16 protein-coding genes are annotated in these 18,242 nt (G+C 71.2%); 9 read left to right on the top strand and 7 right to left on the bottom strand.

Going from position 1 to position 18,242, the window contains the following annotated elements:
* Window positions 1-15: 15 nt before the first annotated feature.
* From ACQPZA_RS30780 to ACQPZA_RS30750, 7 genes are all read left to right on the top strand, one after another.
* On the top strand, window positions 16-444 hold the full coding sequence (locus ACQPZA_RS30780) for a hypothetical protein (RefSeq protein WP_433275594.1): 429 nt from the start codon (window positions 16-18) through the stop codon (window positions 442-444).
* 111 nt (window positions 445-555) lie between these two features.
* Window positions 556-684, top strand: a complete 129-nt coding sequence (locus ACQPZA_RS30775; protein ID WP_433275593.1) for a hypothetical protein — start codon at window positions 556-558, stop codon at window positions 682-684.
* 202 nt (window positions 685-886) lie between these two features.
* A complete protein-coding gene (locus ACQPZA_RS30770) occupies window positions 887-1,777 on the top strand; it encodes an ABC transporter substrate-binding protein (RefSeq protein WP_433275592.1) in 891 nt (296 codons plus the stop codon).
* Between the two features lie 71 nt (window positions 1,778-1,848).
* Complete coding sequence (locus ACQPZA_RS30765) at window positions 1,849-2,745, top strand: LysR family transcriptional regulator (RefSeq protein ID WP_433275591.1); 897 nt, start codon at window positions 1,849-1,851, stop codon at window positions 2,743-2,745.
* A 270-nt stretch (window positions 2,746-3,015) separates the two neighbouring features.
* Window positions 3,016-3,837 (top strand): alpha/beta fold hydrolase, encoded by an 822-nt coding sequence (locus ACQPZA_RS30760; protein ID WP_433275590.1) that lies wholly within the window; start codon window positions 3,016-3,018, stop codon window positions 3,835-3,837.
* A gap of 34 nt (window positions 3,838-3,871) precedes the next feature.
* Entirely contained in the window at window positions 3,872-4,744 is an 873-nt protein-coding gene (locus ACQPZA_RS30755) for an alpha/beta fold hydrolase (protein ID WP_433275589.1), read from the top strand.
* Between the two features lie 171 nt (window positions 4,745-4,915).
* A complete protein-coding gene (locus ACQPZA_RS30750; protein WP_433275588.1) occupies window positions 4,916-6,331 on the top strand; it encodes an MFS transporter in 1,416 nt (471 codons plus the stop codon).
* Here the strand turns inward: ACQPZA_RS30750 and ACQPZA_RS30745 are convergent.
* The 3 genes from ACQPZA_RS30745 to ACQPZA_RS30735 are packed head-to-tail and all read right to left on the bottom strand — an operon-like array spanning window position 6,311 to window position 8,237.
* Window positions 6,311-7,252, bottom strand: coding sequence for a hypothetical protein (locus ACQPZA_RS30745; protein WP_433275587.1), 942 nt, complete (start codon window positions 7,250-7,252; stop codon window positions 6,311-6,313). The two genes, ACQPZA_RS30750 and ACQPZA_RS30745, sit on opposite strands and share 21 nt — an antisense overlap.
* Before the next feature lie 8 nt (window positions 7,253-7,260).
* On the bottom strand, window positions 7,261-8,004 hold the full coding sequence (locus ACQPZA_RS30740) for a CbtA family protein (RefSeq protein WP_433275586.1): 744 nt from the start codon (window positions 8,002-8,004) through the stop codon (window positions 7,261-7,263).
* Between the two features lie 14 nt (window positions 8,005-8,018).
* Window positions 8,019-8,237: a CbtB domain-containing protein gene (locus ACQPZA_RS30735; protein WP_433275585.1), complete on the bottom strand. Its 219-nt coding sequence runs from the start codon at window positions 8,235-8,237 to the stop codon at window positions 8,019-8,021.
* Window positions 8,238-8,326: 89 nt separating this feature from the next.
* Here ACQPZA_RS30735 and ACQPZA_RS30730 point away from each other — a divergent pair, with 89 nt between their 5' ends.
* The gene (locus tag ACQPZA_RS30730) at window positions 8,327-8,899 is read left to right on the top strand and encodes a histidine phosphatase family protein (RefSeq protein ID WP_433275584.1); all 573 of its coding nucleotides are present in this window, start codon (window positions 8,327-8,329) and stop codon (window positions 8,897-8,899) included.
* 169 nt (window positions 8,900-9,068) lie between these two features.
* On the top strand, window positions 9,069-10,916 hold the full coding sequence (locus ACQPZA_RS30725; protein WP_433275583.1) for an FUSC family protein: 1,848 nt from the start codon (window positions 9,069-9,071) through the stop codon (window positions 10,914-10,916).
* A 159-nt stretch (window positions 10,917-11,075) separates the two neighbouring features.
* Here the strand turns inward: ACQPZA_RS30725 and ACQPZA_RS30720 are convergent, their stop codons facing one another.
* From ACQPZA_RS30720 to ACQPZA_RS30705, 4 genes are all read right to left on the bottom strand, one after another.
* Window positions 11,076-11,489, bottom strand: coding sequence for a hypothetical protein (locus ACQPZA_RS30720; protein WP_433275582.1), 414 nt, complete (start codon window positions 11,487-11,489; stop codon window positions 11,076-11,078).
* Between the two features lie 123 nt (window positions 11,490-11,612).
* A complete protein-coding gene (locus tag ACQPZA_RS30715; RefSeq protein ID WP_433275581.1) occupies window positions 11,613-13,781 on the bottom strand; it encodes an eCIS core domain-containing protein in 2,169 nt (722 codons plus the stop codon).
* Between the two features lie 146 nt (window positions 13,782-13,927).
* On the bottom strand, window positions 13,928-15,508 hold the full coding sequence (locus tag ACQPZA_RS30710; protein ID WP_433275580.1) for a hypothetical protein: 1,581 nt from the start codon (window positions 15,506-15,508) through the stop codon (window positions 13,928-13,930).
* A gap of 236 nt (window positions 15,509-15,744) precedes the next feature.
* Window positions 15,745-18,078, bottom strand: a complete 2,334-nt coding sequence (locus tag ACQPZA_RS30705; protein ID WP_433275579.1) for a putative bifunctional diguanylate cyclase/phosphodiesterase — start codon at window positions 18,076-18,078, stop codon at window positions 15,745-15,747.
* Window positions 18,079-18,242 lie beyond the last annotated feature (164 nt).

Genomic DNA, 18,242 nt, shown 5'->3' with positions numbered 1-18,242 from the left:
CACGGGAGGTGTGCGATGGCCGGCGCGAGGCAGGTGTTCGTGGCGCCCGGGCCGGACGAGGACGCCCTCACCGTCACCGACCTGCCGTGGCTCGCGGGGCGCGCCGTCGTCCTGCCCGCGCCGCAGTGGCGGCTGGTCGTGGCCGAGGCCGCACTGCTGGACCCGCAGGCCGCGGCCGAGCTCAGGCGGGTCTCCGGCGACTTCGCCTACGACTCCGACCCCGACTTCTCGCTCGACCACGAGGAGCTGGCCGCCCTCGTCCGGCTCCTCACCGGCCTCGGTGCCCGCCTCGCCGAGCGCCGGACGTTCGCGGCGCAACCGCCGGAGGACCTGGAGTTCGTCCTCGACGTCGACGACTACGTGGGCATCGTCGAGCTGGTGCGCCTGGTGTTCGAGGAGTCGGACCGCACCGGCCTGCCCTTCCGGGCCTGGGTCGAGGTCTGACCGGGTTGGCACGTCCCGGTGACCCCCGCGGGTTCAGGAAAGCCACTTTCCTGCCCTGAGAGGGCCTGAAAGTGGCTTTCCTGAACTTCCGGTAGGGGCTTCAATGCGCCGGTGGACGTTCCCGCTGGTGTGCTCGGCCCGGACATCGACTGGAACGAGGTCGCGGAGTTGATCACGGAGAGCTTCTGCGCCCGCGCACCGATGACGCTGACGAGGCAGGTCGAGCGGCCGCCGGGCTGACCGGGCGCCGGGTGCGGCCCGGCTGGGGTCGGCTGGGTCGTTCGAGCCCCGTGTACCCGTGGGGCCGGGCTCGGCGGCTTTTCCCTTTTGCCCCATAGGAAAGCGCGATGGTGCCATCGATCGGGGTCCGTTGCCCGGGTCTTTCGTGGAACATAACGTGGAGGTCGGAAAACAATTCGGACGATCCGGCGGGAGATCGGCAATGGGGAAGTATGTGATCCAGCCCCACACGCGGCTTCAGGAGTGGGTGGCGGAGGAGCACGGCTATTTTGCGGCCGAGGGCCTCGACTACGAATTCCAGGCCAACGGCCTGTCCGGTGGCTCGCGCACGACATCGGCGGTCCGCTCGGCGGACAGTGTCCCGGAGGAGGTCCGGTCCGGGGCGTTCGAGGACATGTCGGCCAAGCGGTCCTGTGACATCTCGGCGGCCTGCCACTGGGCGGTGAACGCGGTGGCCGCGGCGGGTGCAGGAAAGATGTGGGGCAGCGCCTACTCGATCACTCCGGCCGCGGTTTTCGTCGCTCCCGGCTCCGACCTGACTCGCCCCGAGGACCTCGCCGGGGTCGAGGTGGCCGTGGGCTACCACTCGGGCAGCCACTACGCGACGATCCAGGCGCTGGAGCCCTTCCTGCCGTCCGACCAGCTCACACTCACGTTCCAGGGGCTGCCGAACGACCGCCTGCGGCGGCTCCTCCGCGGCGATGTGCCGGCCGCGACCCTGTTCGGCCAGCAGTTCTACGTCGCGGAGCAACTGGGCTACCGCAAACTGGTCGACGCCACCTTCGCCGTCGGCTTCCTGGTTGCCGAGGGCGCCGATCCCGAGGAGACGAAGAAGTACTTCCGGGCCCTGCGCAAGGCTCAGCGGGACATCGACCTCCAGCCGCAGAGCTACCTGCGGTACTGGAACCGCGAGATGCCGGAGGACATCGCGGCCCTCGTCGACGTCCGCCGCTTCGGCCCGGGCGAGCGGATCGTGTTCGAGCCCTACACTCGGGAGATGTACGAGACCACCCAGCGGTGGATGAGTGCCCACGACCTCCTGGACCCGCGGCTCGGGAACGAGTCGACGTTCGACGGCGTCGTCCTCGTCTGACCGGCCGGTCGGGCTGAGCCCGACGGGAGCCGCCGTCGCAGAGGCACTCGCCTCGATGAGGGGTGTGGCGTGTGAACCTCGATCTGTACCGCCTCTCGGTCTTCGTCGCCGTCGTCGATCGCAACGGGTACTCGGCGGCGGCCCGCCGGCTCAACCTCAGCCAGTCCACGGTGTCCCATCACGTCAGCGAGCTGGAGCGGGCCTGCGGCACCGAACTCCTGCGCTACCACGAGAGGGCCGTCCACCTCACCCCCGCGGGCCGGGAGGTCTACCTGAGCGCGATCGCGATGCTCACGGAGCAGAACCGCCTGCAGGACTCGCTGGAGGACCTCAGGCAGGGCCGCCAGGGCCGGGTGCGGCTGGGCGTCAGCATGGCGTTCGAACAGAGATGGTTCTTCGACGAGGTGATCGCGCCGTTCAGCCGGTCCCACGGGGAGACGTTGCTCGCGGTGCGGTTCGGGCACAGCGCGCGGGAGGCGCAGGCCGTGCTGGACCGCGAGCTGGACCTCGCCTACGTGATCCGGTGGCACCTGCCGGCCGAAGCGCGCTTCGAGCCGCTCCAGGAGGTGCAGCTGACCTTCCTGGCGGCCCGCAGCCATCGGCTGGCCGACCAGGAGTCCGTCACGGGTGACGAGATCGCCGAAGCGGGTCTCATCACGGCGCCCCTGACGGGCGACGAGGAGAACTTCTACCGTGCGGCCCTCCACGAGTTCGGCATGACGCGGGTGCGTTCGGTGCTCGAGGTCGGGGGTATGCAGACCAGGTTCCTCGCTGCCGCAGCCGGTCTGGGCGTGATCGCGACGTTCCTGCCGACGCGTCCGGGCCCGGTGGACGCCGATCTCGTGGCGCTGGCGGCGGTGGGTCCGTTGATCAGGGTTCAGGTCGGTCTCGTGCGGCGCAGCGACGATCCGCCGGCGACCGGCACCGAGGACCTCGCCGGCTGGCTGCGGAGGATCGCCGCCCGCTGACGGCACGAATCGGGCAAAATTGCTGATATGTGTTCTTCGGGCAGATCCGAAATCCGGATCGAGGAGCTTCTCGGACCTGCAGATCCAGGCCGCGGGCGACACCTGCTGGATTCACGTTGCTACGCACCGCTGAGATCATACGGATCCCTTACGGATCTGGTGTGTGGAGAATCAAGTTGGAGCTGATCTGTCGGCTTCGGTAGCGTCGGCCGGGCGGATCTTTTCGCCCCGTTCATGTTCTCCGCCACTCGCTCCCGAGGTGTTCTTTTCATGCTGAATCGACGTACGTTCGGAAAAATCGTGGCGTCCACGGGGATGGCAGCGACGATCGGGGCGGCATCGACCTCCGTGGCCTCGGCTGCCACCGGTCGGTCCGCTGCCGCCACCACCGACGCCGCTGCCGGGGCGCCGGAAGGCGGCCGCAGGGTGGTGCTGGTGCACGGCGCCTACGCCGACGGCTCCTGCTTCTCCGACGTCATCCCCCACCTGCAGGCGGCCGGCGTCACGGTCACGTCGGTGCAGAACCCGCTGACCTCGGTGGCCGACGATGTCGCTGCGGTTCGCCGCATCCTCGACCTGCAGACCGGGCCTACGGTGCTCGTGGCCCATTCGTACGGCGGCACCGTGATCAGCCAGGCGGGCGACCACCCCAAGGTGCGCTCGCTGGTCTACCTGTCGGCCCGCGCACCCGAGGCGGGTGAGGACTACGCGGCCCTTTCGAAGAAGTTCCCCGCTCCGCCGGCGAACGCCGGTTTGGTGTACCAGAACGGCTTCGGGCAGCTCACGGAGAAAGCCTTCCTGGACGACTTCGCCAATGGCGTGCCGGCGGAGCGGGCCCGGGTGCTCTACGCGGCGCAGGGCCGCATCGCTCAGACGTTGTTCACCACCAAGACGTCCGCGGCGGCCTGGACGTCGAAGCCGACCAGATACGTGATCACCACCGAGGACCGCACGACCAACCCCGAGCTCCAGCGGTTTCTCGCGAAGCGGATGAAGGCGACGACCATCGAGGTCGCATCGGGACATCTCTCGTTCATCACCCATCCGAAGACGATCTCCGCATTCATCCTGGACGCCGTGAACAGCAAGTGACGGGTGGGGTTACCGGGGCGGTAGGTTCGCGATCATGACAGAGGTCGGTCTGCCCGACGGTAGGACGCTGGAGTACGTCACCGCGGGCCCGGCCGACGGGGTTCCGCTGGTGTTGCACCACGGGACGCCCTCGGCGGCGGTGATCTTCGAGCCCTGGGTGGAGGAGGCGGCGACGCACGGGTTCCGCCTCGTGATGTACTCCCGCCCCGGGTACGCAGGCTCCAGCCCGCGGCCCGGGCGCACCGTCGCCGACGCGGCAGGCGACGTTGCGGCCGTGCTGGACGCGCTGGGAGCCGGGCGCTTCGTGACGGTCGGCTGGTCGGGCGGGGGTCCGCACGCCCTGGCGTGTGCGCGGTTGCTGCCGGAGCGGTGCGGGGCCGCTGCCGTGATCGCCGGGTTCGGGCCGTACGGCGTCACCGGCTTGGACTTCCTCAGCGGCATGGGCACCGAGAACCTCGAGGAGTTCGGCGCTGCGCTCGAGGGGGAGGCCGCGCTCACCACCTACCTGAACGAGCAGGGCCCCGCGTTCGCCACGGCGCAGAGCGCCGAGCTCGGTGCCGCGCTCGGCGACCTGGTGTCCGGGATCGACCGGGCCCAGCTCACCGGCGAGTTCGCCGACTACCTGGCCGAGTCGTTCCGTGCGGCGTTGCGTTCCGGCATCGAGGGCTGGCGAGACGACGACCTCGCCTTCGTCACGGGTTGGGGGTTCGGGCTCGGCGACGGCCGGGTGCCGGTCGCGATCTGGCAGGGCGGCGAGGACCGCATGGTGCCCTACGCGCACGGCCGGTGGCTCGCCGAGCATGTGGCCGGTGCGGAGGCGCACCTGTCACCCGAGGAGGGTCACCTGTCGCTGGCGGTCGGTGGCTTCGAGGGGATCGTCGCCGACCTGGCGCGCCTCGCCGGCTGAGGCGTGCCGGGTGGCCCCACGGGGCGCGGCCGGAGCGGAAGCGGGGCAGGATGACGGGGTGCGCCGTAGGGCCGATGCCGCCCCGATGGCAACTCCCGAGATGTCTCACCATCGCCGGGACGCCCGTGCACGGCGGGGCGGGGACCGTCGACCTCAGTTCGGGAGCTTGTGATGCGTAAGTGGTGGCCACTGGTCGCGGTCGGCCTGGGCGCGTTCATGCTGCTCATCGACGTCACGATCGTCAACGTCGCACTGCCGGACATGGCCACCGACCTCGGCGCGTCGTTCAGCGGCCTGCAGTGGGTCGTCGACATCTACGCATTGACGCTGGCCGCGCTGCTGCTGGGCACCGGGACGATCGCCGACCGGTTCGGACATCGCCGCGTCTACATCGGTGGGCTCACGCTGTTCGGGCTGGCGTCGCTCGGCTGCGCGCTGGCGCCGTCGACGGAGCTGCTGATCACCGGCCGAGCTGTGCAGGGCGTCGGGGCGGCGGCGATGTTCGCAGCCACGCTCGCGCTGCTCAGCACCACCTACCAGGGCCGGGACCGCGCCGTGGCGTTCGGCGTCTGGGGATCGGTCAACGGCGCTGCCGCCGCGGCGGGGCCGATCATCGGCGGGTTGCTCACCCAGCACCTCGGCTGGGAATGGATCTTCGCGGTGAACGTGCCGGTCGCGGTCGTCGCCGTCGTGATCACCTGGCGCACCATCGCGCCGGACCACGCATCCCGCTACCGCCGCTTCGACCTGCCGGGAATGGTCGCGTTCACGGTGTCGGCCGCGGGCCTGACCTACGGCCTCATCCACAGCGGGGAGGCTCCCTGGGGCGATCCGGGCGTCTGGGTGCCGGTGGCGGTGGCCGCGGTGGCACTCGCGGCGTTCGTGGTGATCGAGCGGCGCTCGGCGTCGCCGATGCTGGATCTCGCGCTGTTCCGGCACCGGACGTTCGTGGGCCTGGTGATCGGTGGCGCGCTGCTGTCCCTGGCGGCCTGGTCGATGTTCCCGTACGCGTCGTTGTGGATGCAGAGCCGGCTCGGCCTCGGACCGGTGGCCACCGGGCTGGTGATCATGCCGATGTCCGTCGTCTCGTTCGTGGTGCCGCTGGTCATGGGGAGGTTCGGGCACGCGATCGCGCCGCGGCACTCGGTGACGGTGGGGCTGCTGTTCATCGCCGCAGGTTCGTTCCTGCAGGCCAGGGTGCAGGCCGACTCCACGGCGGCCGTTCTGATCCCGGGGATGTTGTGCATCGGCCTCGGCGCGGGCCTGTCCATCCCCCCGCTCTCGTCCGCGGTGATGGGTGCGGTGCCCGGCGAGCGGGCCGGGATGGCGGGCGGCGCGCTGAACTCGGCCCGGCAGCTCGGTCTGGCGGTCGGAGTGGCGGTGCTCGGTGCGGTGTTCTCGTCCGCGGCGCCCGGCGGCGTCACCGGCAGCGCCGCGTCCGTCGCGACCGCCCTCAACACCAGCTACGCGGTGGCCGGCGTCATCGCCGTGGTGGGGGCGGTCGCGGTGTTCGTCCTGGTCCGGCCGAGCCGTCCCGCCCCGACCGACGTTGCAGCAAAGCCACTTTCACGCAACGTCGTTGCCTGAAAGTGGCTTTGCTGCAACGGGGGGCGCCGGTGCGGTCGTGGAGAGCACCGCGCAGCCGGTGAGGAACAGGCCGACGCCGCCCCCGACGGTGACGACGGTGGTGGCGCGGTCGAGGTCGAAGGCCCAGCCGAACGTCAGCACGGCGCTGTGGAAGCCCGCGACGTCGAAGACCGTGACGAGTGCGGCGAGGGTGCCGGCGGACGCGCAGGTGGGCGCCCCCATCGGGTGCCTGGCGAGGGTCAGGGCGACCCCCAGCCCGCCGAGAGCCCAGCAGAGGACGCCGATGCCCGCCGCGGCGAGGACGACGCCGACGGAGGCGGGCCGGTCCAGCACCAGCGACGAGCCGATCACGTGCAGCACGTGCGCCCCCACCACCAGGACGGTCACGCCCGCCACGGCGGTCGCCGCCGTGCTGTGCCTGCCGCGTTCCGCAGCGGCGGCGCCGAGGCTGAAGGTGCCGAGGGCCGCGGCCACCGTGACCGACCACCACGGCACCGCAAGGGGAGGGGCCGGCCACGTCCGGTCGCCGTGCACCACGACCTGCTGGTCTCCGACGAGGAGCGGGACCAGCCAGGCCGACGTGCCGTCCCGGGGTGGTGCCGCCGGGGCTCCGGCCAGCCGGGAGTCGGCCCACGCGGCGCTGCTGCCGGCGGGGACGAGGGGCTCCTGACCGCGGGGGGAGTCCGGCGGCGGCAGGACGGCCACCGTCACCCCGGTGTGGTTGTCCAGCCGCAACCTCGTGCCGCCCTCGATCACGACGAGCGCGAGGCCCGGGACGGCGGGCTCGACGGCGAGGACGCGGGGGATGCTGGTGCCGGGCGCCGCGGCGCCTCCACCGTGGGCCGCCGCGACCCCGGCGCCGAGCGGCAGGAACAGCAGCGCCAGGAGGAGCCCGGCTGCTCCCCGCACGGCCGGGCCCACGAGGCCGGTCAGCTCGCCCGGGTGGGGACCGCCCCGGCCAGGGCGGACGGCCGGGTGGCACGGTCGGCGAGGGTGGCGAACACGAGCGTCAGCGCGGTCCAGAGCACGACGTGACCGCCGAGCGAGGCCAGTCGGAAGTCGTAGAGCACGGCGGCCGGGAAGTCGCGGGGGGTCTCGGAGATCGCGGGGAGCAGGAAGGCGGCCAGGCCGACGAGCACGACGTAGCCGCCCGCCGCGCTGAGCACCGCGTTCCACCAGCCGAGCCGGTCGGCCAGCCGCCGGCACAGAGCGGTGGCGGCCACCGCCCCTGCCACCGAGATCACGATCATGACGACGAAGAGGCCGGTGCGCTCGCCGATGGTGTCGTCGAGGCTCGATGCCGGCGGGTTGGCGGGGTACTTGAGGAACGGCACCAGCACCGCGGAGGTGAACCCGACGAGTGCCACGACGACAGCGGTGCCGCGCACCCCGAGCCGCCCGAGCCGGCCCTGCGCCATGGCGTGGACCAGCGCGAGGATGCCGCCGACGGCGACGCCGTAGATCAGGTAGCCCACCGCGAGCCCGATGCCGCTCTGCACGCCCCGGCTCACCAGCGCGGGGCCACCGGTCTCACCGGAGGCGGCCGAGACCATGTCCTCGTAGGCGATGCCACCTTCGAGGGCGGGCTCGCCGAACACCCGGGCGAAGACGAACGCGACCAGGCCGGCGACCAGTCCGGCGATCATCCCGCGGACCAGCAGTGATCTCACCATCGTGGGTGCCCCGCTCAGTGGCAGGGGAAGCCGAGCAGGTGCCGGCCGTCGTGGACGAACTCGTGCAGCATCTCCCCTGAGAACACGGAGGTGGCGCCCTGGTCCATGCCCACCAGGTACAGCAGGGCCAGCAGGACGACCCCGGCGAAGACCGCCCACGGCGCGATCTCGCGCAGGGGGATCGGAGTGGGACCGATACCGGCGATCGGGGACTCGACAGCTGCCTGCGACATCAACACTCCTCGGCCACACACCTGCACATCTGATGAACTGCTCAGGTGAGTGTTCTGTCCGTACCCGGAGGTGTCAAGGTGACGACGACGTGAGCGGTCGTGTCACGCTGCTCACCGCCGCCCCGACCGCGGCGACGGCGTCGGCGGCCTTCTCCGCCGACGAACCGCTGGACGCACGGGGCCGGGCGTGGGCTGCCGCCGGGCGCGGACGCGTACCGCGGACCGACCGGGTCCGCCACGCGCCGGAGCGGGCCGCCCGGCAGACCTGCGAGGTCCTCGGCCTGTCCGGCGACGTGGATCGGGCGCTGCGCGGCTGGGACGTCGGGCGGTGGGCGGGTCGCAGGCTCGACGACCTCGCCGCCGACCGGCCCGACGACGTGGCGGCCTGGCTGACCGACCCGACCGCCACGCCCCACGGTGGCGAGGCGCTCACCGTGCTGCTGGCCCGCGTCCGGCAGTGGCTGGCGGCCCTGCCCGCCGGGCACACCCTGGTCGTGTGCGACCCGGCGTTCGTACGTGGCGCGGTCGTCTCGGTGCTGGACGCGCCGCCCTCGGCGTTCTGGCGGGTGGACGTGGCGCCGATGACGCTCACCGATCTGCGGGGCGGTTCGGACCGGTGGACGGTGCGCACCACGGCCCTGCCCCTCCGCGGAGGTGACTGAGAGCACGTCGCGATGGCCAGTCGAATGACGGAGGGCGGGCCGGGCGGCTCCCCTTACCGTCCGGAAGGACGTGCCGAGCATCGGCCGGGTGCCGGGCGGCGCCCTGACGTGACCGGAGGGAACGGCCGCAGTGGGCCTCGAGATACCTGACTGGCTCCACCGCACGCTCGTGCCCGCGCCTACCGCGGTGCCGTGGAACGACGTCATCCGTTCGGGGCTGACGGTGCCGGTGCCCCTGGCGATCGGCATCGCGCTCGACAGCCCCACCCTCGGGTTGTTCGGCTCGCTGGGTGCGTTGCTGGGTGTCCTGGCCGAACGCAGCGGGACGTCGGGTCAGCGGCTGGCCCGGATCTCCGGGGCGTTGGCGGTGGGCACCGTGGCGATGGTGCTCGGCCGGTACACCTACGGCATCGGCGTCGTTCCTCTTCTGGTCGTGCTCGGGTTCGCGCTGGTCTCCGGCGTGTTGTGTGCCGTCCACCCGCTGCTGTCCTTCGCCGGAATGCAGTTGCTGGTGCAGATGTCGATCGCCGGCGGCCTGCACACCGACGTCGCACTGGGGCAGGTGGTACTCGTCTACGTCGGCGGAGGGGTGTGGGCGATCGCCGGAGCGTGGGTGCAGAGCAGCCTCGAACACACCGACATGCGGTACCGGGCCGGTGTCGTCGACATCGTCCGCCGCTCGGCGCAGATACTGCGGGAGGCAGGCGAGGGGAGCCCGTCAGGGGCCGCGCCCCCCGGCGCCATGGTGACCCGCCGGCGAGCCGAAGCGTCGTTAGAAGCCGCCTACGACCTCGTTCTCGCTGCTCGCCCGCGCTCCGCTCGGCGCCGCCGGGAGGTCAACGCGGTGATCGCGCTCCTCTCGGAGATGCCGGCTCTGGTCGCGTCCGTCGTCGCGCTCGCCACGAGTCGCGACCATCGACGGGCGGCCGGTGAGCTCGCCGGGTCCCTGGACGGGCTGGCCGAGGCGATCGCCCGGCACGACCACGACTGGTGCGTGTCCGTGGCCGACCCGGGAGCCGGCGATGCGGAGACGGCCCTGCGGACCGCCGTTCTCGACTCCGTCGCGGCCGTGGCGCGGGCGATCCGGGTGGGCGAGACGGGCCCGGAGTTCGCGCGCCCAGCTCTGCGCGTGCACGACCCCGTCGCGGTTGTCCTGCGCAGGCCGACGACCTGGTCGTTCACGCTGCGGCTCATGCTCTGCATGGGCGTCGCCGAGATCCTCCGGCAGATCGACCCACTGGGCCACGGCTACTGGATCCTGCTCACCGCGGCGCTGACCTTGAAACCCGACTTCCAGCCCGTGCTGCCCCGCGTCCTGCAGAGAGGACTCGGCACGGTTGTCGGCGGGGTCCTCGGGGTGGCCGTGTTGATGGTTCCCGTCGGCTACGCGGTGCTGCCGGTCATCGCCGTCCTGTCCGCCGGAATTCCGTACACCGTCCGGCGCAACTACGGCATGTTCAGCACACTGGTCACGCCGATAGTCCTGCTCCTGCTCGACTTCGGCGGCCCGGCCGGTCTCGGCATCGTGGTGCAACGGCTGGTCAACACGGTGCTGGGCTGCGCCGTCGTCCTGGTGCTGGGTTATCTGGCGTGGCCGGGAACATGGCGGCCGCAGACGCCGGCCCGGCTCGCCGCGTGTGCGGACGGGCTCGCCCGGTTCCTGCGGCTCGGCTTCCGGGAGCCGCAGGACGCGGCACAGATCGAGGCGGCCCGGCGGACGATGTACCAGCTCGTCGAGCAGCTGCGCACCTCGTTGAGGTTCAGCCAGTTCGAGCCGGGCCCGATCGGCCGCAGCGTCGCCGGGTGGTCGCAGCTGATCGGCGACATGGAGGATGCGGCCGACACGGCAACCCGCCTCGTCGTACTGCGTCGGTACCCGGCTCCGGGGTCGACGCTCGTGGTGGAGCCTGCCGCCGCCGAGTTCGAGGAACTCGCCCGCCGGCTGCGCGACGATGCGCAGCCGGACGATTTCCGCCATCCGCCGGTCCGCTTGGACCGATCGTCGCCTGACGAGTGACTCCCGGGCGGAGGGGTCACCGGATCCCGGTGGATGCACGGAAACGGCCCCCCATCCGGTGAGTGATGGGGGGCCGTTGCTGTGGTCCCGCCGAGCCCTGGGGTGATCTCCCCTTCATCCCAGAGTGCGCAGGCGAAACCCGATGGGGTGGTGCAGCGGTCAGGACGCCGCGGTCGGGGCCGGCGTGGCCGGGATCGGTGTGCCCTGAGTGGCTGCGTCGTCGCCGCCGATGAGGATCGAGACGGTCTTCCCGAAGCCGAGCGCGTTCAGGTCAGCCACGTCGTGGTCGACGACGAGGGACTTGCCGGAGTCGCAGTTCGCGCCGGTGAACAGCGTCATGGTTCCGGTGACGAACTGAATCGACCCCGTGGTGCCGAGATGCACCGCAATGCATTCACCCGGCATGCCGCTGATTCCCTGCGAGCCGTCGGGTTCGGAGAAGTTGGTTCCGGAGTCCAGGATCGCACTGGCGCCCGCCGGAGCGGGGGCCGCCTGAGCGATACCGATTCCGGTGAGGAGTGCGGCTCCCACGGCACCGAAGGTGGCGAGGGACAGAACAGTCTTGCGCAGCATGGGATTCTCCGTTGCGTGAGCGGTTCCGGTGATTCGGAACCGACAGCGCGTACACGGAGCAGGCGCGTCGCAGAGTTCATACGATGAACTGAGACAGCGATCACTACGGGTGTGCCGGAGGTGTCAGGGGATGCGACTGGCGCCGACGGCGTCGCGGTCGTCCTCGGTCAGACGATCCTCGATGCGCTTGGCCTTCACCACGTCGCAGAGCTGTTGGTAGATCTGGATGGTGCGCCTCAGCGCGGCGTAGTAGTCGGTCTTGAGCTGTTCCACCACCTGAGGAGCGGTGGTCGCGTCGGCGTTCTCCAGGTCGGCGCGCGCCTGGTCGCTCCGGGCGAGCTCCGCCGTGTACTCGCCGAGGAGGTTGTCGGCCAGCCGTTTGCGTCCGGTCTGTCGCCTGGACCCCAGGAAGCGCGACTCGATGTCGCTCTTCATGTTCGCGACCGCGTTGCGGAGCGGCGAGAGCTGGGCCCGCAGCTTCTCGTTGGTGCGCTTCGCCCGCTTGGCCACCACCTGCGGGTACTGGTTCGACGCACGTTGGGGAACCTTCATGTTGTACGCGAGCCCGAAGTTGGAGGCGATGTCGAGCACCTCGTGCAGGGTGTGGGCGGCGAGGTCGACGGTGTGGTCGTAGTCGATACGCCACAGGGCGAAGATGCTCAGGGCCATCGCGTTGAGCTCGTCGGCAGTCGCGCCTGCCTCGTTCCCGAGGTGGAGGAGGCGGGCGGCCGTGAACGACTGTCCGGCGGTCACGGGGATGCGGTTCTCGCGAGCCATCCGGGTGGACGGCGCGTTCTCGTCACGCACCGTCGTCTTGGAACCGCGATCCGACCCTGCGACCTTGCGGGTGCCGTCGGGATTCATCTCCTGGGTGCTCAGGAGCCTGGAGCTGTCCGGAGTGTCGGGCAGTACGCCGCGGCCTGCGGTGTCCGCCTCGTCTCTCCTGCTGGTGTTCTCGGGTTTGAAGTAGTCCGTCAGGTCGTGCAGGACAATGATCTTGTCCCGGACGGGGTACTGGTCCGGGTGGTCGAGAACTGCGAGGAAGTTGCCCTGGAACTTCGTCGGATTGGGTGAGGTGGGTCTGTCGAAGTGTTCCTGGTACCGGCCGAATGCCTTCGGGTTGCGGTTGAGCACACCCTGACCGCTGGTCAGCTCGGACAAGATCCTGCCGGGGTTCACGGTCATCGTGGGGTCGTGCAGTTTGCTCGGGTCACTGCCGAGAGTGGTGATCCAGGCCCGCACCTTGGTGAGCGCGCTGTCGAGATCCGCGGCGAGGTCGGGATCGTCCATCAGCTGGTTCGCGAACTCCTTCTCCTCGTGCCGGCCGGGCTTCTGGAGCACCCATCCGACCAGGGCGCGCCCGGCCTCCTCGTACGTCTTGTAGACGCGCTTCTGCTTCTTTCTGCCGTACTGGTGCGTGCTGAGTTTCTGGCTGCCCGCCCCGGCCCACGTCCCCACCTTCGAGTCGCCCACCCAGTTCATCGCCTGCGCGTACACCTTGGCGCGGTTGGCGGTGAACTGTGCGATGAGCTCCCGGTCGTTCGACGCCTCGATGGCCCTGGTGACGTTCTGCATCAGCTCGTCGGCTGATCTCCGAGGGGTGCCCGAGGGGCTCGGTAGGTCGCTGTAGACCTCGACATTGTTCACCGTGACGAGCCGTTGGACGGGGACGGACGCCGAGCGCTGCACGGCGGGCTCCTCGTCGTCGGCGACCTGTGCCCCCACCGGCACCGAGCCTCGAAGCGCCCGGGCGGCGTTCGCCTCGGCGGCGCGTTCGAAGCTGTCCGACGGGTCACTGATCGAGAGTCCCGACGCGTCCGTCGTGCCGGACACGGGGCCCGAGCGCTGCTGGATGACGTGGGTGAGCTCGTGGGCGAGCGTGTGCTTGTCGCGGCCCTGGCGTCCGACGACGACATGCTCTCCGGAGGTGTACGCGCGGGCTCCGATCTCCGCGGCGGAGCGGTCCGCGGCCGCGGTGTCGTGCAGGCGCACGCTCCGGAAGTCGGCTCCGAGCCGCGCCTCCATCTCCGTGCGGAGGGAGTCCTCCAACGGGCGCCCGGGGGACCGCAGGACGCTGTGCACGCTGGAGCGCTGGACGTCGGGGGAGGCCGCGGGGACGTCGTCCTCCTGCTGGGCCAGCAACTGGACGACCGCCGAGTTGCCTGCGGTGTGCTGCAGAGCGGTGACCGGAGGCAGCGCCGCCGCCGTCGGCGCGGCGGGCGGCCGTGCGGTGGTGCGCCGGCCGTCCTGACGCGCGTCGCTCCTGTCCGGCCGCCGTCCCTGCTCCCGCATCCGTTCCCACCTCTCACGCATGGCGCGACCGACCGAAGTCACACGTCCTTGGTGGTCTATCCCAGTGCCGGCGGGGTGGGGAAGGACCGCAAGGGCAGACGCCGGGGCAGTCCTGCGTTCGGCTGCGGGTAGGGGAGCCGAGGCGGTCAGTCCCGCACCGGCGCCTCGTCCTTGCGCTCGAGAGCGGAGGGCCGGCGGGTCCGCACCGTCCGGGCTGGCTCCTGCCGTCCGGACGACCGTCGTCCGTGCCGGACGGCGGGTTCGGCGGGCGCATCTCCGCGCTCGAGCGCGATCTCCCGGCGCAGCGCGGCGAGGATCCGTTCGGTGCTGTCACCGCTGCCGAAGAGGCGCTGGACGTTGTCCCGCTGCCGGGGTCGCAGTGGGTCCGGCTCGCCGGCGAGGAACTTCTCGGCCAGGCCGCGCGCGTCGTCGACGGTGTGCACGGTGTGCACACCCGTGGCGACCTGCTCGCCGATGGCGTTGAACGGCCGGTGGCCGTCGCGCTCGAAGAAGATCACCGGCTTGTCGAAGAGCTGGTACTCCACGAGCATCGAGAGGCCGTCGGTCACCATCACGTCCGAGGCGGCGAGCGCCGGGCCGTAGTCCGCCTCGGACAGCACCGCGGTGTTGGGCAGCGCCGCCCACTTCTCCATCCAGGCGTCGAAGTCCGAGCGGCTGACCGGGGAGGCGTCCGAGCCGGGGAACGGCAGCAGCGCCGGGTGCGGCATGAACACGAACTGGACGTCGGAGCGCTGCGCTGCCCACGCGAGCATGTCCTCGCTCATCAGGTGGAAGGCGCCGAAATCCGTCCAGCCCTGCGCGATCGAGTGGTGTGCCGACCAGACGACGCGGCCGGGGCGACCGGCGGCCTCCTCGGGCGTGTGCACCGGCCACGACGGCCGCGCTGCCCGCAGGTGGTCGGCCTTGGGGTGGCCGACCACCCGGAACTGCGCGCCTGCGCGCGCACCGTCCCGGACCGCCGTGTCGAGCATCATCACGTTGGTGCAGAAGACCAACCAGGCGGAGCGGTGGTAATCGCTGTCGACAGCGGTGTTGGACGTGCGGGGGTTCGGGACGTTGACGACGATGTTCATCGTCTCGTAGGGGACCAGGCAGGTGCGGGCGAAGCCGAGCCGCTCGGTGCCCAGCTCGTCGGGGATGTCGGCGTCCCACTGGGACTGCCGGAAGATCACGTCGGGTTCGATCGCCTTGATCAGCCGGAGCAGGTCGCGCGGGTCACCGTCGGAGAAGCGGAGGTGCGCAACCCCGCGGTCGCTCAGGCCGCGGTGCACGTCCTCCTCGCTGCCGAGCCCGTCCGAGCCGGGGAACCGCCGCGGGATCGACGCGACGATGGGCTCGAAGTCGTCGGCGGCGGCCATCTTCTGGACGAGTGCGTGGTAGGAGTCCCACGCCCCGATCACGTGCACCAGGAACAGCACGCGGGTCGGTCGGCGCCGTAGCGCGGTGCGCCGGGCGGTGACGTGCACGGAGTCCCGCAGCTCGACGACGCCCTCCCGGGACTCGACGACGGTCTCGACGACCCGGTCGAGCCGGGACTGCACGGCGCCGACATCGTCACGGGTGGCGTGCAGCTCGGCGTCGATGGCCGTGAGCTGCCGGTCGAGCGCCTCCATCCGGTGCGGCAGGTCCTTCGCCGCCCACCGCAGCAGGGCACGCAGCGTGCCGATCCTGGCGCGGAGGATCTCGCTCCGCTTCCTGACCCCCATGACCACCCCTGTTCGCGTCCGGTACGCCGGCGCCGGCGTTCTGGCGGTGAACGACGGACGCACGCTGCCCGGCTTTCCGGTGACGAGCACGTGAATCCGGGCCTCACGTTACGGCGGGTCGGAATCCGGCATCAGACGGGACCGCTGGGCACTCCGGTCACCTGGGCGGATGTGCCCCGAGCCGTCCCGGCCGCACGGCCTGCCGGCGGGACGGAGGCCGCCGGGCGGCCCATGCCTCAGCCGGTCTGGCGCGGACCGATTCGCGGGACCGAGCCGGCCTCGTGCCGAGTGGCGTTCGTCTGCTCCAGCCAGCTCCCGAACTCGGGAGCCGGTGTCGGGCGCAGGTGCAGGTAGCCCTGGGTGGCGTCGGCACCGGCGCTGCGCAGGAACTGCAGCTGCTCGATGCGCTCGACGCCCTCCGCCACGACCTTCAGCTTGAGCCGTCCGGCCATCTGGACGATGGCCTCCACGACCGCCTGGTCGGCGGCACGCGACGGACCGGTCGACAGGAAGGACTTGTCGATCTTGACGATGTCCAGCGGCAGGGTGCGCAGCGTGCTCAGAGCCGAGTAGCCGGTGCCGAAGTCGTCGATGGCGATCGTGACGCCCAGGGCGGCGAGCGCCGCGAGCGCGGTGCGGATCGCCGGTGAGTCCAGCACCATGCTCTCGGTGATCTCCAGGACCAGACGGTCCGGCGGCATCGCGAAGTCGGTGACGCAGGACCGCACGGTCGCGACGAAGTCCGGGTCGATCAGCTGGGCGGCCGACACGTTGACGTGCACCGCGAGCGGTCCCGACGGGCCGGACCACGAGACGGCGTCGGAGCAGGCGCGGCGCAGGACCTGCGCGCCGATGGCGACGATCGCCCCCGTGCGCTCGGCCGTGGGGATGAACTCCGACGGCTGCAGCAGCCCGCGCGTCGGGTGCTGCCACCGAACGAGCGACTCGACCGCCACGCACCAGTCCTCGCGCACCGAGACGATCGGCTGGTAGTGCAGCACGAGCTCGCCCGCCCCGGCGGCCGCCGCCAGCTCGGCCTCGAACTGGAGCCGCCCGTCGTCCTGCAGGAGGCTCGGGTCGTACATCTGCACCCGGTTCTTGCCCTTGGCCTTCGCCGCGTACATGGCGATGTCCGCCCGTTGCACGAGCTGCTCGCCCGTGGAGTGTCCGCCGCAGGCGAAGGCCAGCCCGACGCTGGCGCCCACCTGCGCGAGCCGCCCCTTGATGGACACGGGCTCGGCGATCAGCTCCACGAGGCGTTGCCCCACCGCTGCCGCCTCGTCGTCGCGGTCGCGGAGCAGGACGGCGAACTCGTCGCCGCCGATCCGGGCACACAGGTCGTCGGAGCGGACGCCGGCCCGCATCCGGGTGGCCACGCTGCACAGCAGCTCGTCGCCTGCGGAGTGGCCCAGACCGTCGTTCACGATCTTGAAGTCGTCGAGGTCGAGGAACAACAGCGCGAGCCGTCGTTCGGGGTCGGCGATCCCCGTCGCCAGCGCGGCGTTGAACGCGGCCCGGTTGGCCAGCCCGGTCAGCGGATCCTGGCTGGCCAGGGTGGAGAGGTCGAAGTGCGCATCGCTGTTGCGCAGGGCCAGCGCCACCTGGTTGACCATCGAGCGGACCGCCACCACCGCCTCCGTGGGGACCTGCGGCTCGGCTCCGAGCAGGATCCAGCCGCCGGTCTCGGGGAGCGGCACGCCGATCCAGGTGCCGCCGACTCCGGTGAGCTCCTTCAGCGGCCCACTGTCGGGCAGCGGTTGTACACCGAGATCGAGGTTCGCGGGCAGCACCGACATCGGCACCGTGCACGGGCTCTGCTCCGAGCTTCCCGCGTGCCCGACGACCGCAGCTCTGCTCCCCCTCAGGATGACGATCAGCAACTGCATGTCCGGGGTCGCTTCGCAGATCGCACGGGCGCACTCGGTCCCCGTCTCCTGGATCTTGCGGCGTTCGGTGACGCCGATGAGCCGGCTGCCCAGCCGAACGAGCGCGGCGTCGCGCTTCTGGGACTGCTCACGGGCGAACAGGCTGAGGACCAGGTACCGCGCCACCCCGGCCGTCACGAACATGACGGGCACCACGCTGACCACGTTCGTGATCGCGCCGCTCGGCAGGACCCCTTCCCGGCCCGGCAGCAGGTGCCACACCTCCAGCGAGGCCAGGATCGCCGCGGCCAGGAACGAGGTGTGCAGGAGGACGCCGCGGGTGGAGCCGTACAGCGCGTGCAGCCACAGCGAGCCGAACAGGAAGGTGAAGACGGTGGCCGGCGCGGGCCCGGCGACCGCCGCGACGAGGACCAGCGCTGACTCCACGACACCCAGCAGGAGCGGGGCGCGTCCGGACAGGTAGCGGTAGCTCCACACCACGAAGAGGCCGGCGAAGGCGGCGATCACCAGGAGCCAGGCGAGGAGACCCCGGGTGCCGATCATGCCGGGCAGCGACAGCAGGATCAGCGCCAGCACCATGAGGGTGAACAGCCACCGCGTCTGCGCCACCAGATCCTGCGGGCGCCCGAAGCGCACCCAGTCCGTCGGTGGCGCTGCGGTCGCCTCATCGCTGTACGCGTGCACGCCACCATCCCGACCTCGGCCCCGGACCCGGGCCGGGGGCCTGCACCCCACGAGCCCGCCCGGTACGGCCTAAGGGCACGTTCGGACCAGGCCGGGCCGCGCCGACATTCGGACGCAATAGCCAAGCCTACGGGTAAATGCCTCGTAACGGCGTGCGCAGACCT

This window comes from Pseudonocardia xinjiangensis (assembly GCF_050948425.1).
GTDB classification, from domain to species: Bacteria; Actinomycetota; Actinomycetes; order Mycobacteriales; family Pseudonocardiaceae; genus Pseudonocardia; species Pseudonocardia xinjiangensis.
Note: the sequence above shows the minus strand (reverse complement) of the source record. Positions and strands in the feature narration are given on the sequence as shown.